Source organism: Oscillatoria sp. CS-180, assembly GCF_028330965.1.
In the GTDB taxonomy this organism is placed as follows: Bacteria; Cyanobacteriota; Cyanobacteriia; order Phormidesmidales; family Phormidesmidaceae; genus Halomicronema.
This window is the reverse complement of the sequence record NZ_JAQMUB010000085.1, coordinates 1-15,226: the sequence shown is the minus strand read 5'-3', so window position 1 is coordinate 15,226 and position 15,226 is coordinate 1. Positions and strand designations below refer to the sequence as shown.

The following is a 15,226-nucleotide window of genomic DNA, read 5'->3' as shown; positions in this document are numbered from 1 at the left end:
GCACAATATTTGCGGCTCGCGACCTTTGGTTATTCATGCCTTTGTTCGTCAATCAGATCGCTCAATCATGGACCGCGCTCTTTAATGCACGCACCTTTAATTCTTAGATCTTGCAGTTGAATTTACGCTAACCCCCTGCCTCCCAAATTTGGGAAAGTTCTGAGGTTCAGACGGTTAAGACTGCTTCAGCCTGATCGTAGTCTTCGAGGGTGACAGGAACGGGCTGGACTTTCCAGATATCGTCGCAGTAGTCGCGGATGGAGCGATCACTGGAGAATTTTCCTGTGCGCGCCGTGTTCAAAATGGACATGCGAGTCCAATGTTCTTGATCTTGGTAGGCGCTGCCCACGCCATCCTGACAGTCGATGTAGGACTGATAGTCTGCTAGCAGCATGAAAGGATCATGGTGCAGCAAATTATCTAACAGCGGACGGAAAAGCCCCGTGTCGCCGTGGGAAAAGTGACCTGAGCCAACTAGGTCAATGACCCGCTTTAAGGTTTCGTTACTGCTGTAGTAATCCCAAGGATTGTAACCTTGAGCGCGAAGGGTGTTGACTTCCTCAGTCCTCAAACCAAATAGAAAGAAGTTTTCTTCTCCGACTTCCTCACGGATTTCAACGTTTGCGCCATCTAGGGTGCCAATAGTGAGGGCACCGTTCATCGCAAACTTCATATTGCCAGTTCCGGATGCCTCCTTACCGGCCAGCGAAATTTGCTCAGATAGTTCCGCAGCAGGATAGACACGCTGACCAAAGGTAACGTTGTAGTCGGGCAGAAAAACAACCTTGAGGCGATCGCGCACGTCTGGATCGTGGTTCACCACATCGCCGACAGCCGTAATGAACTTGATCATCAGCTTCGCCATATGATAGCCAGGCGCCGCTTTGCCACCGAAGATGAAGGTTCGAGGAGTAATGTCCGCGTCGGGGTTCGCCTTAATTCGGTTGTAGAGGGTGATGATGTGTAAAACGTTGAGGTGCTGCCGCTTGTATTCATGAATCCGCTTCACCTGAACGTCAAACATCGACTCTGGATTCACCACAATCCCAGTCCGCTCACGGATGTAGGTGGCTAGGTCGCGTTTAATCGCCAGTTTAATTTGTCGCCACTCATGACGGAAGCCCCCGTCCTCAATACAGCCCTCTAGCCCTCGCAAATCATATAGATGCTTGATCCAATTTTCACCAATTTTGCTGGAAATTAGCCTGGCTAAGCGGGGATTACTCTGCACCATCCAGCGGCGTGGGGTGACGCCGTTGGTTTTATTGTTGAATTTCTCAGGGGATAGGTCGTAAAAGGATTTCAAAATCGTGGATTTGACCAACTCGGTATGCAGCGCAGCCACACCGTTGATCGAAAAACCGCCGACACAGGCTAAATTCGCCATGCGAACGGAGCGATCGCCCCTCTCGTCAATCAGCGAAAGCTCTCTGATGCGGACTTCGTCCCCCATAAACCGAAGACGCACCTGATCTAGAAAACGACGATTAATTTCAAAAATGATGTCCAGATGGCGGGGTAGAATGCGTCCCAACAAATTAACAGACCATTTCTCTAGCGCTTCCGGCAACAACGTATGGTTGGTAAACGCAAAGGTTCTGCGAGTGACGTCCCAGGCAGCTTCCCACTGTATGTAGTGTTCATCTATGAGTAAGCGCATCAGTTCAGCAACACCGATGGCCGGATGAGTATCGTTCAGCTGAACGGTAAACTTTTCGTGGAATGAATCCAAGCGACGACCGCTATCAAGATGGATGCGAATCATGTCTTGTAGGGCGCAGGACACGAAGAAGAACTGCTGCATCAAACGCAGTTCTTTTCCTTGAATGGGTTCGTCATTGGGATAGAGAACTTTACTAATGTTTTCGGAGACTACCTTGGCATCCACGGCACCGTAATAATCACCAATGTTGAATGCCTGAAAGTCAAAAGACTCGGGTGCTTCCGATTTCCACAACCGCAGCGTATTAACCGTGTTGACTTGATAACCAGCAATAGGGGTGTCGTATGGAATTCCTTTGACGACCTGGGCTGGAATCCAGCGCGATCGATATCTTCCCCGGTCGTCAGTATAGGACTCCGTATGTCCTCCAAACTTCACCACAACAGCAGCTTCAGGGCGAGCAATCTCCCAGGGATTGCCAAACTGGAGCCACTTGTCAGTGATTTCAACTTGCCAGCCGTCGCAGATTTCTTGATCGAAAATGCCGAACTCGTAGCGGATACCATAGCCCAGCGCCGGGATTTCAAGGCTAGCGAGGGAATCCATATAGCAAGCCGCTAGTCGTCCTAGACCACCGTTGCCTAGACCAGGCTCTTCCTCTTGCTCGATCAACTCTTGCAAATCCAGACCAGAATCCTTAACAGCCTGCCGAACGGGGTCTTGAATACCTAAGTTGATGAGATTGTTCTCCAAGTGAGGACCGAGAAGAAACTCAGCGGAGAGGTAGGCAACAACGCGGGTTTCTGGCTTGCTGTAATTGCGAATGGAGTGTAACCAGCGCGGCATTAATCGATCGCGCACCGTATAGGCCAATGCCATATAAAAGTCATTTCTAGAGGCATTCTCCGGCAGCTTGCCCTGCACGTAGTACAGATTGTCTGCCATAGCTCGGCGAATGGTCTCCAGGCTCAACCCAGTGCGATCGTCTTCCACGTGAACCGATGATCCGGGGCTCATGGGGGCAGTAACCATTAAAAAGTCCTCGAACGATTGACAACAACGTTTACAAGGGAGTTCAGGTCTAAGACTCGCAGGCTGAGTTGAAGCACAGATTAAAGCTTTAAGATGCTGCTCAAAAGAGTTATTTTCTAACCGGCAGAAACGGTCAGGCTAGAAGGCTGATGGCGATCGCCCTGGAGGGTGATACCGCGATCGTTAGCAGCCAAATGACGCACAATTTTGTAAACCATCTCGATCTGGTCAATCGCGTCAGCTTTCTCAGCAACCGCCTGCAGCGAAAGGGGCTGATCAGCGGCTCGGATAATCTGTAAAACTTGACGCTGTAGGGTCAACACAGAGGCCGCTGCTTTCTTACCCGCCTCTACTCCTGGCTGGTGATACGCATTGATATTCACCAAAGAAGCATACAAACCAACCGCTCGTTCATAAAGTGCAATCAACGCACCTACAGTGCGGGGAGTTACTTCGTTAATAGTAATCGTGATGGATTCGCGCCCATTGTCATAGAGCGCAGCCCGAGTCCCTTGCAAAAAGCCTGAGAGGAAGTCACCGGAAGTGGCATCGGTTTCCACTTCAATTGAATCACCCTGACGATCCTTCAGCACCTCTATAAAGGTGACAAAAAAGTTAGGAACGCCCTCTCGTAGCTGCTGCACATAAGCGTGCTGGTCGGTAGAGCCTTTATTGCCATAGACAGCAATGCCCTGATGCACTAGATTGCCGTCCAAATCTTTCTCCTTGCCCAAGGATTCCATGACTAACTGCTGAAGATAGCGCGAGAACAACAGCAGACTGTCTTTGTACGGCAGCATGACCATGTCTTTCTCGCCCTTGCCGTTGCCGGAGTAGTACCAGGCCATCGCTAATAGGGCCGCTGGGTTGTCGTCTAGTTTGGGTATGCGGGTGGCGGCATCCATCTCTTTTGCGCCCGCCAGCATGCCGCGAATATCGATCCCTAATAGGGACGCCGAGAGAAGACCAACCGCAGACATTTCAGACGTTCGTCCCCCCACCCAGTCGAACATAGGGAACTCTGCTAGCCAGCCTTCCATGCGTTCTAGCTCGTCCATTTTGCTGCCGATCATGGTGATAGCGACAGCATGAGATGGAAAGTCTAAGCCCAGCACTTCAAAGCGGTGCTTTACTTCCAGCATGCCGTTGCGAGTTTCGGGCGTGCCGCCAGATTTAGTGGTGATGAGGACCAGCGTACTTTTTAGGCGATCGCCCAGTCGATCCAGCACCAAGTCAATTCCAGCAGGATCGGTGTTGTCTAAGAAGTCAATGCCCATACGCGGGGCTTCAGAGGCGAGAGCTTCTGAGACAAACTCTGGACCCAGTGCTGATCCCCCAATGCCGACAGAAAGGATATTAGTGAATCGATCTGCTTCGGCAGGCTGAATGGTACCCGCATGGACTTTCTCAACAAAGTCTTCGATGTCATTCAAGACCGTCTTGATTTCTTCTCCCAATCCGTCCGGAGCTAAGTCCGGGTCACGCAGCCAATAGTGACCGACCATTCGATCTTCGTCAGGATTTGCGATCGCTCCGGCTTCCAATGCCGCCATATCTTCAAATGCTTTGGCAAATCGAGGCTTAAGCTGCTCAGCAAAGGCTCGATCAAACCCCACTCGACTAATGTCCACGTAGAGATCGAGACTCTCGTGGTAATAAAGCCAATCTTCGTATCGTTGCCAGAGTTCAAGTGCGGTCATCGTAGACTCCCTTGACATAACCGTAGCAGTAGCGGGGGCGAGGTGACCTCGCTCCCACTCAGACTATGGACGCAAATTCTGCTGGATTGACCTAGTAAGGCCACTTCCAACTTGTGATCTCCTCGCTATCATGACCGTGCTCAAAAGCATAGGTCAAACATTCAATGATCCGGTTTTTCATGCGCTCCTTCACATGGGCTGCTGCTGATCCCAGCTTGGGCACCCGATCAATTACATCAATCACTAAGTTGAAGCGATCGATCTGGTTGCGGATAGCGAGTTCTAGCGGCGTGTTGATGTTGCCCTCTTCCTTGTAACCTCGGACGTGAATACGCTCTTGGTTTTTACGGCGATAGGTCAGCTTATGGACAAGCCAAGGATAGCCGTGGAAGTTGAACATGACGGGCTTGTCAGTCGTAAAGAGCGAGTTGAAGTCGCGATTGGTCAGTCCGTGGGGGTGCTCACTTTCGGGAACTAACTTGAACAAATCCACTACATTGACAAATCGAACCTTGAGGTAAGGAAACTCTTCTCGCAAAATAGCCGTTGCCGCTAGTGATTCCATCGTCGGAATATCACCGCAGCTCGCCATCACCACGTCAGGAATATCAGGCTCAGTTCCACAGTCATCATTGCTGGCCCAGTCCCAAATGCCAATACCCTTCGTACAGTGGCGGATAGCTTCCTCCATAGACAAGTATTGCAGGTGTTTCTGCTTGTCAGACACGATGATGTTGACATAATCCACACTGCGGAAACAGTGGTCGGCGACCGATAGCAGACAGTTGGCATCCGGTGGGAAGTAGACCCGCACTACATCAGGACTTTTGTTGGTTACCAAGTCGATATAGCCCGGATCCTGATGGCTAAAGCCATTGTGGTCCTGTCGCCAAACCAAGGAGGACAGCAAGATATTGAGGGAAGAGACCGATCGCCGCCAAGGAACATGGTTCTTACAGATATCCAGCCATTTTGCGTGCTGGTTAAACATGGAATCCACTACGTGGACAAATGCCTCGTAGGTGTGGAAGAAACCATGACGCCCCGTCAGCAGATAGCCTTCTAGCCAGCCTTGCAGGGTATGTTCACTCAGCATTTCCATCACCCGTCCATCCTGAGACAGTTCACTGCCGTCTAGGTCTTCGGGGTAAAAGTCCGCCATCCATGTCTTCTTGGTGACTTCGTAAACTGCACTCAAGCGATTGGAGGCTGTTTCATCGGGCCCCATCATGCGGAAATTGCTGGGGTTATCTCGCATGATGTCTCGGAGAAAATAGCCTAGCACTTTGGTATTTTCAAATGCCACTGTGCCATGTTGAGGAATGCTGATCTCATAATCTCTGAAATCAGGCATCTTCAGTGCTCGCCGCAGCAGGCCGCCATTGGCTTGGGGATTAGCCCCCATCCGGCGATCGCCCACGGGAGATAGCTCCTGTAATTCAGGCACCAGCGTGCCATGCTCATCGAACAGTTCCTCTGGGCGATACCCACGCATCCATTCTTCGAGAAGGCGTAGGTGTTCAGGGTTACTGTGCATACCGCCCATGGGAACCTGGTGTGCTCGCCAGAAACCCTCAACCTTATGACCATCAACTTCTTGTGGTCCGGTCCAGCCTTTAGGCGTCCGCAGCACAATCATGGGCCAGCGAGGACGCTGAGCATGGCCACTGTTGCGAGCTTCTTGTTGAATAGCACGAATGTCGTTGATGCATAACTCCATTGTCGCCGCCATTTTTTGATGCATCTCCGCAGGCTCACTGCCTTCGACGACGTAAGGCGTATAGCCATAGCCCCGGAACAGAGATTCCAGTTCTTCCTGAGAAATGCGAGCCAAAATGGTGGGGTTTGCAATCTTATAGCCATTCAGATTCAAAATCGGCAGAACGGCGCCATCTCGAATCGGATTAATAAATTTGTTCGAATGCCAAGCTGTTGCCAATGGTCCTGTTTCAGCCTCACCATCCCCCACAACGCAGGTCACAATCAGATCAGGATTGTCTAAGACCGCTCCGTAGGAATGGGAAAGGCTATAGCCTAGCTCGCCCCCCTCATGAATAGAACCTGGAGTTTCGGGCGTGACATGGCTGCCGATATGCCCAGGGAAAGAGAACTGCTTGAAGAATCTCTGCATTCCCTCCTCATCCATGCTCTTGTCAGGATAGATCTCAGCGTAAGTGCCCTCTAGGTAGACAGGACCGAGTACACCTGGAGCACCATGACCTGGACCGGCTACGAAGATCATGTCTAGGTCGTACTTCTTGATGAGGCGATTACAGTGAATGTAAGTGAAGCTGAGAGCAGGTGAAGCACCCCAATGTCCTAGCAAGCGATGCTTCACATGCTCGGGCTTAAGATGTTCCTTTAGCAGTGGATTGTCTCTCAAATAGATCATGCCAACAGCGAGATAGTGACAGGCCCGCCAGTAAGCATCAATCTTACGTAGATCTTCGTCGGAAAGAGGCTTCATCTGAGGTGAGGATGCTAAAACCATACGCTAAGCTCCAGACTATTTGTGCAGTTTGTTCAGTATGAAAACAGTTTTTAGACTTCATGTGAGCAGCTCTATACGTCAGACCCTAAACCTATGAATTTAAGTTTTGGTTATGACGGATACAGTTCACCTTGAATATCGTCACTCCATGATTTTTTAGCACTTAAAACGTCCTAACTGCTTAAAATGTAAGCTCTTTTTCGGTTCATTCGAACGTTAATTCTTTGTTAAATCAACAAGAGTTAATTAAGCTAAAAAGACTAAATTTTCTTGGTTTTTACAATTTTTTTGTCAGTAGTCAATCATAACAAACTGGGATTTGTAGCGTTAGCTAATGATTTTTAGCCCACCTTTCCATATTAGCTTCGCAAGCACGTCGTGTTTGCGACCTATTAGCTTTCGAAGATTATCCGCAGGAGAAAAAGTTTGTTCTGTAAATCTTTCTTCAGAGGGTGTAGTCACGTTAACAAAAATTGAAGTAGGGCTTCTCCATACCAGTTAAAGCAGCCGGATCCTCTTTTTTCATCATTAGTGCTTAAAAGAACCGACAGCGATCGCCTTCTACATTAATGATTGAAAACCAAAAGGTCGGACATATCAACAAATATTTGCTGATATAGGTTTTTAGCGCAAATCCTGAAAAAGTTTATAACTCCACTTATGCAGTTCAGGACAGATAGGAATACCAAAACTAAACGGCATGAAGAATTAGTTTGTTCTTATTGAGAGATTATGTATTAAGAACCTGAGCAAGGGGGTGTCCTTTTATCCTTGCTTTAGTACTTCTTCTTACAAAATTCTTCGTACAAAAAGTCGTAGGTCATTTCATTAAACAGTTACGAAAATAGATAGAAAGACCCTAATATAAATATTGATAAAGATCTATGCGTTCCGTCTTACAGCGTGAAAGCATGTCAGCTTTTCTTTACTGCATTTCGGATAACAATCTGTTTCGCTCAAGGTACCTACAAGACTAATGATTTTGGATTTAACCACTCAAATCCTAATATTTTGGTTTGATGACCCTACTGCTCCCAACACTGAATATGGACAGCAGCGACGTGTCTGGTTTTTCAAAAATCCAGAATTTGACCAGCAGGTACGATCGCGCTTCTTGCAGGCTCATGAACAAGCGTGTCAAGGCCTCTATGACCCTCTTGTAGAAACGGCTCGTGGGGCATTGGCGCTAACCGTTCTATTCGATCAGTTTCCGCGCAACATGTTTCGAGAGACTCCAAAAAGTTTTGAAACGGACTTCAAAGCGCTCAAGATTGCACAGACAGCGATCGCCCAAAAGCTTGATCAGCAGCTGATCCCAGTCGAACGAATGTTTTTCTACCTGCCCTTCGAGCACAGCGAAAATATAGCCCATCAAAATCAAGCCGTCTCACTGTTTGAAGCGCTGATTCAAGAAGCGCCAGAATTACGCAGTTGCCTGGACTATGCCTATCGTCACCGCGATGTCATTGCCCGCTTCGGTCGCTTTCCTCACCGTAACGCTATCTTAGGTCGCACAAACACTCCCGCCGAGACTGAGTTCTTACAGCAGCCAGGATCCCGATTTTAGACCCAGACGAAGCAGACCCACCAAAATTGAGACAATCTATGTCCCCATTAACCTATCTATCCCTTCTCCCCTTCCGCCCAATCCCTTCACCTAGTAGGATCAAAACAGAGAAGACCTACCTCCTGTTGGTGTCATGAACTTCATGCAAGCAAAGGCGATCGCACTTCGTTTCGTTTTGAGTATCCTGTTGGCCGCGATCGTTGTGGTCGGTTCAATGCCTGCCCACGCCGACAGTTATGACCGCCAAAACCTTCGCATGGCTGACTTTTCCAATCGTGATTTGAGAGGTGACGACTTTACTCGTGCAGACCTAGCTAATGCAGATTTGCACAACGCGGATCTCAGTGGCTCTCGGCTATTCGACACAACGCTGAGCCAAGCCGACATGGAAGGAGCCAACATGACAGGGGCAACTTTGGATGGAGCCAGGTTTATTCGCACCAATTTGACCAATGCAATTTTGGAAGGCGCTTACGCTTTTGATACAGACTTTCGGGGGGCCATTATCGATGGGGCAGATTTTACCGACGTGTTGCTTGATCCCAAGGTAAATAACATGCTCTGCGAAGTGGCTAAAGGCACCAATCCTGTCACGGGCCGGAACACCCGAGAAACTCTTTACTGTCCTTAACTACAGAACAGACGCATATGGCGTGGATGCATCCTAAAGTGCCATCAACACGACGCAAGAGCGAGCCTCTACGGGATACTGATGCCCGCTTTTGACGGGTTCCGTTGCGTTATCAATAATGTCGTCTGGTGCGGGACGAGCCGTATTGACAACGCGATACCATTGGCTGTGAGCATGAGGTTGCGGCAGATCGAATAAAAGCGACTCCCAATAAGCATTGAGGATAACGTGTATTTCTTCCTCTACGGCAGGATCATGCAGGGTGAACGCTAGGCTGTGGGAATGTTCTGACCAATCTGGCTCAAAAAGTTTTGTCCCGTGCCAAATGATGTGAGGCGCATCGACAAACCTTTCCGTGACGGTCAACCATCGAGTTTGTTGAAAAAGCCGTAGATTCTGCACAAGATCGACCATGTGCTGGGTAAAGCGAACAATCTCGTGATGACTATCCAGATTTTCCCAGTTAAACCAGTTCAGAAGCGTATCTTGGCAGTAGGCATTGTTATTGCCTTTCTGAGTCCGGCAAGCTTCATCTCCCATGAGCACCATAGGAGTGCCTTGGGAAACCAACAAGATCGTGATGAAGTTTTTGATCTGTTGCATTCTCAACTTTTGAATCTCAGACGTATTGGCAAGTCCTTCAATGCCGCAGTTCCAGCTAAAGTTATCGTTGCTGCCGTCTCGATTTTGCTCTCCATTAGCCTCATTGTGCTTGCGGTTGTAAGACACGACATCGCTGAGCGTGAAGCCATCATGACAAGTGACAAAGTTGATGCTGCGATTCGTCTCTCGATCTGGGTCGTCTACAAACAGATCTGGGCTGCCTAAAAGTCTGGCAGCGAGAGGGCCAACAGTGTTGTTGTCACCTTTTACAAATCGCCGTACATCGTCTCGAAAGGGACCGTTCCACTCAGCAAAGCGATCGCCAATAAAAGACCCAACTTGGTATAGCCCTGCCGCATCCCAAGCTTCAGCGATCAATTTAGTTCGAGCTAAAACCGGATCCGATTCGATCGCCCATAAAATTGGTGGATCATCCAAAGGATTTCCATTCTTGTCTCGCGACATAACCGAAGCTAAATCGAACCGAAAACCGTCTACATGCATCTCAGAAACCCAATAGCGGAGACTATCGAGAATCAGTCGACTCACGACGGTATGACCAGCTTTGACCGTATTACCACAACCGCTATAGTTTGCGTAAAGAGCAGGATCTTCCTCCTCCAGGATGTAGTACGTTCGATTGTCTAGCCCTCGAAGAGAAAGTGTCGGTCCTCGGTGATCTCCCTCTGCCGTGTGATTAAAAACAACGTCCAAAATGACTTCAATGTCAGCTTTGTGAAGTGCTTTGACCATGTCGCGAAATTCATCGACAGGCCCTGATGGATCTTGACGTGAGCTGTAAGCCCGATGGGGCGCAAAAAAACCAATGGTGCTATAGCCCCAGTAGTTACTGAGTCCAAGGGGAGCATCGCGATCGTCAAACTGATGGACAGGGAGCAACTCCAAAGCCGTTATCCCCAAGGACTTGAGATACGGAATCTTCTCAATAACTCCGGCAAAAGTTCCCTGTTGTTTAGGCGCAACGCCAGAACTAGGATGGTTTGTCAGTCCTTTGACATGCATCTCATAGATAACTGTTCTGGAGTAAGGAATGTCGAGTGGAGTATCACCTTCCCAATCGTAAGCCCGCAAATCGACGACAACATTCCTCAGCGCATAAGGTGAATTTTCACCGGGATGACAAGCAGCTTGGCGATCGTAAATCGATTGTCCCACCACGGATTGTCCATAGGGGTCAAGCAGAACTTTGGAGGGATCAAAGCGATGTCCGTGTTCAGGCATGTGAGGTCCCGTTGCTCGGTAAGCATAAACTTGCCCCGCTTTTAATCCATGAACAAATGCGTGCCAATAATTAAAAGAGCGGTGATAGTCGGGATCGAGATGAATAGTGTGCTCAGGGTAAGGAGCCTCCGGAGAGTCATAAAGGATCAGGTCAATTCCCGTGGCGTGTTGTGAATAGACGCAGAAATTAACACCTTTGGTCTCTACAGTGGCTCCTAAGGGAAAGCTGTTTCCAGGTGTGATTCTCAGAGACATAGCATCGTAGATTCTCCCCGCAATACTGGATCATACTGAAATGAGGCCTGATAACACTGGCGAAGGCTCTCATTCTGCCCATGTTGTCTGCCGTAATTGCTAACTACTGAGCCAACGTTCTGTAGAGCGATGTGGCTTGGTCCTTAGCAGACACTATGGCATCGTCATAAAAAATCATACCGACGACAGCGCTGTATTTTGTATCCGGAGAAAATGACTTAACATCTTGTGGACTATCGCTCTCCAGGACAGACAGTTGCCCACTGCTCACGGTCATAACCGCCGTCAAGCAGGGAAGATAGTTCAGCTTCATAAGTGACTAAACGGCTCCGCTCTGGAGACGTTTCTGGAACGAGGGCAATCATCTCATTGATGCTAGCGTTAGCACAGGCCCAATCTCGTGCCGTCACTGAGGCATCCAACTGCGTTCTCAGTTCTGTCAATTGCTCTAATCGAGCAGCTTCCTGTCGCTCTTCCTCAATATAAGCTTCCATGTTGGCGATCGCAGCCAACGCATATCGATCCCCAGGTCGTTCTGCTAAAGCACGGCGAAAATTAATTAGGGCTGTTTGATAGTCGCCTTGCTCAGTCGCAGCATATCCAATCAGCATCGCTTGAGTGTACGTATCAACGGTCTCAGCAGTTGGATTAGCAACGGGTTGAGCAGGCGATGTTTCAGTCGGCGATGTCTCAGTCTCTGCCCCTGTCTCAGTGCCTAACGTCACACCGGGAATGCCATCTGCGATCGCTGGTCCACCGACAATTCCAATACCAACAACAGCAGCTGAAACCAATAACCAAGCCTTCTCCAGATTGAGCTGCGTTCCACCTAGCATCTTCAATTGCTCTCACTCCAAACACACGCTGCGTTCAAGGATATCGAATACCTAGCATTACGAGACAGTGATTATGCCGACAACACTTCTTTTTCTCAAAAGAAGCTGAAATGATAGGTTTGATCTGCTGTCTTGATTGATCCCTATGGCAAGTATCCCCGAGTGGACCCAGGAAGCCCAAGCACGCCTCAAGGAAATTCCATTTTTTGTAAGGCCTGCTGCCCGAAGAAAAATAGAGAAATTTGCCCAAGAGAAAGGATTGTCTCAAATCACGGAAGCAGTATATGAGGACGCTAAAAAACAGTTCGGGTAAACCTTACTCAAAGAGATCCTTAACGGGGCAAGCGTTGTCTGTCAAATAATTTCAACAAGTTTTATTTTCCAGGCAACAAAGTTTTAATGGTGTTATCTCTATTGATGAATGGAAGACAAACTCATTCGTTAAGGCATACCATCACCTTGACGAAAGCAGTGTGGATAAGGAATACCAGTCTGTCTCATCAACTCCAACCCAGGTCTAAACTCGTTGTCTTACCTTCATTCAATAGATGAATGGTGATCGTCCCTAGAGCGGGTAATCTGGTGTTACTTGATTGGGATGGCATTTTCAATGACTCCAAAGAGAGTTTATCGATAGCCGAATTAAAGATTCTAAGAATTGCTGACGGCGTATCCCCTTAAATCCTATTAGTTGTTTGCTGATGCCACAGTACAACAGCTGAATCTGTAAAAACACTGATCTTTAACCAAGGCTTTCTCCAAAATAGCAACTCCGGAGTAGCAATATTGAGTATTGCCCTTGACCTGTGAAAAGACTGAACCGCAAATTCAACTTTCTCGGTCGTCATGTCCAACAGGCGATTCGCAATTCGTCGCTACATTTAGCGTTTACGTTGCCTGTATTGATACAAATCTCTGTAGCCGTTGGTTTAGTCGGTTATCTATCTTTCCGGAATGGGCAACAGGCAGTTCAGGTTTTGGCTTCTCAACTTCGTCGTGAGGTCTCAGCTCGAATTCAAGGTGAGCTAGAAAGCTATTTCGGCGATCCCCATGAGCTTAATCGCCTCAATGCAACGGCTTTCTCCAACGGTGATTTGGATATCGAACGAGCCACACAGGGCGAACATCTCTTATTTCAACAGATGAAAATCCACCCTGCGATCGCGCTGACATACTGTGGTAGCTCGACGTCAGGTGAGTTCTTCGGTATTTTCAGATCCCCCGAAACTGGGCAGCTGGAGTTGTCATACAGCAATGCTGATAGTAGCTTTTTCCGCAGACACTATAGCCTTGATGTGCGGGGCTATCGTCAGCATCTGCTATCTGAAGCAGAACAAACCTACGATGCCCGATTACGCCCTTGGTTCAAAGCAGCCGTTGATGCTGAAGGGCCAGTTTGGACCGATGTTTATATTGCCTTTACCACGAGACTACCTAACATAACGGCAAGCCTGCCTGTATATGACCGTCATGCTCGACGGCTTTTAGGGGTCTGTGCTGCTGATGTTGTCTTGCCTGAGGAGTTTCGAACTTTCCTGAAACAGCTCAAAATTGGTCGGGCAGGCCAAGCGTTTGTCGTAGACCGTCAGGGCAATCTCATCTCTAGTTCAACGGACGAACCACTGGTCAACATGGCAGGTCGTAATCCTCAATTCTTGCAAGCGACTCAAAGCAAAAATCCTCAGGTTCAAGAGTCCGCAACTTATTTGTTAGAGCGATTTGGCAAATTTGACAACATTCAACAAAATCAGCAGCTTACATTCTCACTGGATAGACAGCGCCAATTCCTTGAAGTTTTGCCCTTCAATGATGGATTCGGCCTCGATTGGCTAATTGTTGTTGTTGTACCAGAGTCTGAGTTCATGGGACAAATCAGGCTTAATACTCGTATCACTATTCTGTTGTGTGCTTTAGCACTGGCGATCGCCCTCATCGTTGGCATACTCCTTGCACGGCGACTTATTAACCCCATCTGGAAACTGAACGCAACGGTCAGAGAAGTCGCGGCAGGTCACTGGCAACATCGCGTCAAGCTGGACCGCAATGATGAATTGGGAGAGCTCGCAAAATCTGTCAATACGATGGCAGAGCAGATCCAACAATCTTTCGACCGTCTGGAAGAACAGCGCCGTGCTTTCTCTCGGTTCTTTCCGCCTGAATATTTATGCTTCTTGAATAAGCAGAGCGTTACAGAAGTCAGACTCGGCGACCATATCAGTAAAGAAATGACGGTTATGTTCTCAGACATTCGTGGCTTCACAAGTATGGCTGAGAAGATGAAAGCCGAGGGTACCTTCGATTTCATTAATACTTATTTGCAGCGGATTTCCCCCACTGTTAGAACACACAACGGATTTGTTGTGAAGTATATGGGGGATGGAATGATGGCTGTTTTTCCTTACTCCGTAGAGAACGCAATAGATTCAGCGATCGCGCAGTTTCAGGAAGTTCACGACTACAACCGGCAGCTACGTACCAGCCATGCTCCATTCACTATCGAAATCGGTATTGGCCTACATACGGGACACGTTATGGCAGGCATGGTTGGAGAACCCAATCGCATTCAACCCGATGCCGTATCCGATACCGTTAATCTGGCTGCTCGATTAGAAGGACTTTCTAAGGTCTATGGGGCTGCACTAATTATTTCAGAGGGGGTTCGCGATCGATTAAAGAACCCCCATCGATATGACTTGAGATTTCTGGACCATGTCATCGTCAAGGGACTCACCTCATCGATCGCTATCTATGAGGTTTTAGATGCTGAGCCCAAAGAAAAGCGGTTAAACAAACGCCTCACTCGCGCAAACTTTGAGGCAGGCGTCAAAGCTTACAGCAACTTAGACCTTGAGACCGCAAAACAACTGTTTGGTGACGTCATAACGCAGCATCCCGAAGACAAAACAGCTCGCCTATATCAACAGCGAATTCAAGAGCTACTCAGCGAAGGAATCCCAAAAGATTGGAACGGGATTTGGACCTTGAGTCAAAAGCGCTAGGTGCAAACACAGTGCGCCCGAAACGCCTACACAGACAGTAAAAAAAAGTGTCGAGAAAAAAGTTGTCTGTCGTAGTTGACAGTAGAAGTGGTGGTAGTTATATTGGTAAAGCGCTCAAGGGAGTCAGCGCTGCGGGAGTAGCGATGGGTTCTTTGAGGAAAGCGAACCTCGACAGATTAATATTGAAAGCCAGAAAACCTAAATAGG

Annotated in this window: 9 protein-coding genes; 4 read left to right on the top strand and 5 right to left on the bottom strand. The window is 48.4% G+C overall.

Translation table 11 applies throughout. The annotated features are described in order from the left end of the window. Positions 1-166: 166 nt before the first annotated feature. The 3 genes from PN498_RS21115 to PN498_RS21105 all read right to left on the bottom strand — a co-directional run bounded on the left by PN498_RS21115 (position 167) and on the right by PN498_RS21105 (position 6,886). Complete coding sequence (locus tag PN498_RS21115; RefSeq protein ID WP_272065390.1) at positions 167-2,695, bottom strand: glycogen/starch/alpha-glucan phosphorylase; 2,529 nt, start codon at positions 2,693-2,695, stop codon at positions 167-169. 116 nt (positions 2,696-2,811) lie between these two features. After that, entirely contained in the window at positions 2,812-4,395 is a 1,584-nt protein-coding gene (locus PN498_RS21110; protein ID WP_272065389.1) for a glucose-6-phosphate isomerase, read from the bottom strand. 91 nt (positions 4,396-4,486) lie between these two features. After that, complete coding sequence (locus PN498_RS21105) at positions 4,487-6,886, bottom strand: phosphoketolase family protein (protein ID WP_272065388.1); 2,400 nt, start codon at positions 6,884-6,886, stop codon at positions 4,487-4,489. Between the two features lie 976 nt (positions 6,887-7,862). Here PN498_RS21105 and PN498_RS21100 point away from each other — a divergent pair. Both PN498_RS21100 and PN498_RS21095 read left to right on the top strand, forming a co-directional pair. Next, positions 7,863-8,453 (top strand): DUF924 family protein, encoded by a 591-nt coding sequence (locus PN498_RS21100; protein WP_272065387.1) that lies wholly within the window; start codon positions 7,863-7,865, stop codon positions 8,451-8,453. Between the two features lie 133 nt (positions 8,454-8,586). After that, positions 8,587-9,084: a pentapeptide repeat-containing protein gene (locus PN498_RS21095; protein ID WP_272065386.1), complete on the top strand. Its 498-nt coding sequence runs from the start codon at positions 8,587-8,589 to the stop codon at positions 9,082-9,084. Positions 9,085-9,117: 33 nt separating this feature from the next. Here PN498_RS21095 and glgX read toward each other — a convergent pair whose 3' ends face one another. Both glgX and PN498_RS21085 read right to left on the bottom strand, forming a co-directional pair. Continuing rightward, positions 9,118-11,184, bottom strand: a complete 2,067-nt coding sequence (gene glgX, locus PN498_RS21090; RefSeq protein WP_272065385.1) for a glycogen debranching protein GlgX — start codon at positions 11,182-11,184, stop codon at positions 9,118-9,120. A gap of 233 nt (positions 11,185-11,417) precedes the next feature. After that, on the bottom strand, positions 11,418-12,020 hold the full coding sequence (locus PN498_RS21085; RefSeq protein ID WP_272065384.1) for a hypothetical protein: 603 nt from the start codon (positions 12,018-12,020) through the stop codon (positions 11,418-11,420). Between the two features lie 145 nt (positions 12,021-12,165). Here PN498_RS21085 and PN498_RS21080 point away from each other — a divergent pair, with 145 nt between their 5' ends. Together PN498_RS21080 and PN498_RS21075 are read left to right on the top strand one after the other, a co-directional pair. Then, positions 12,166-12,333, top strand: coding sequence for a PCP reductase family protein (locus tag PN498_RS21080; protein WP_272065383.1), 168 nt, complete (start codon positions 12,166-12,168; stop codon positions 12,331-12,333). 493 nt (positions 12,334-12,826) lie between these two features. Continuing rightward, positions 12,827-15,019, top strand: coding sequence for an adenylate/guanylate cyclase domain-containing protein (locus PN498_RS21075; protein WP_272065382.1), 2,193 nt, complete (start codon positions 12,827-12,829; stop codon positions 15,017-15,019). Positions 15,020-15,226 lie beyond the last annotated feature (207 nt).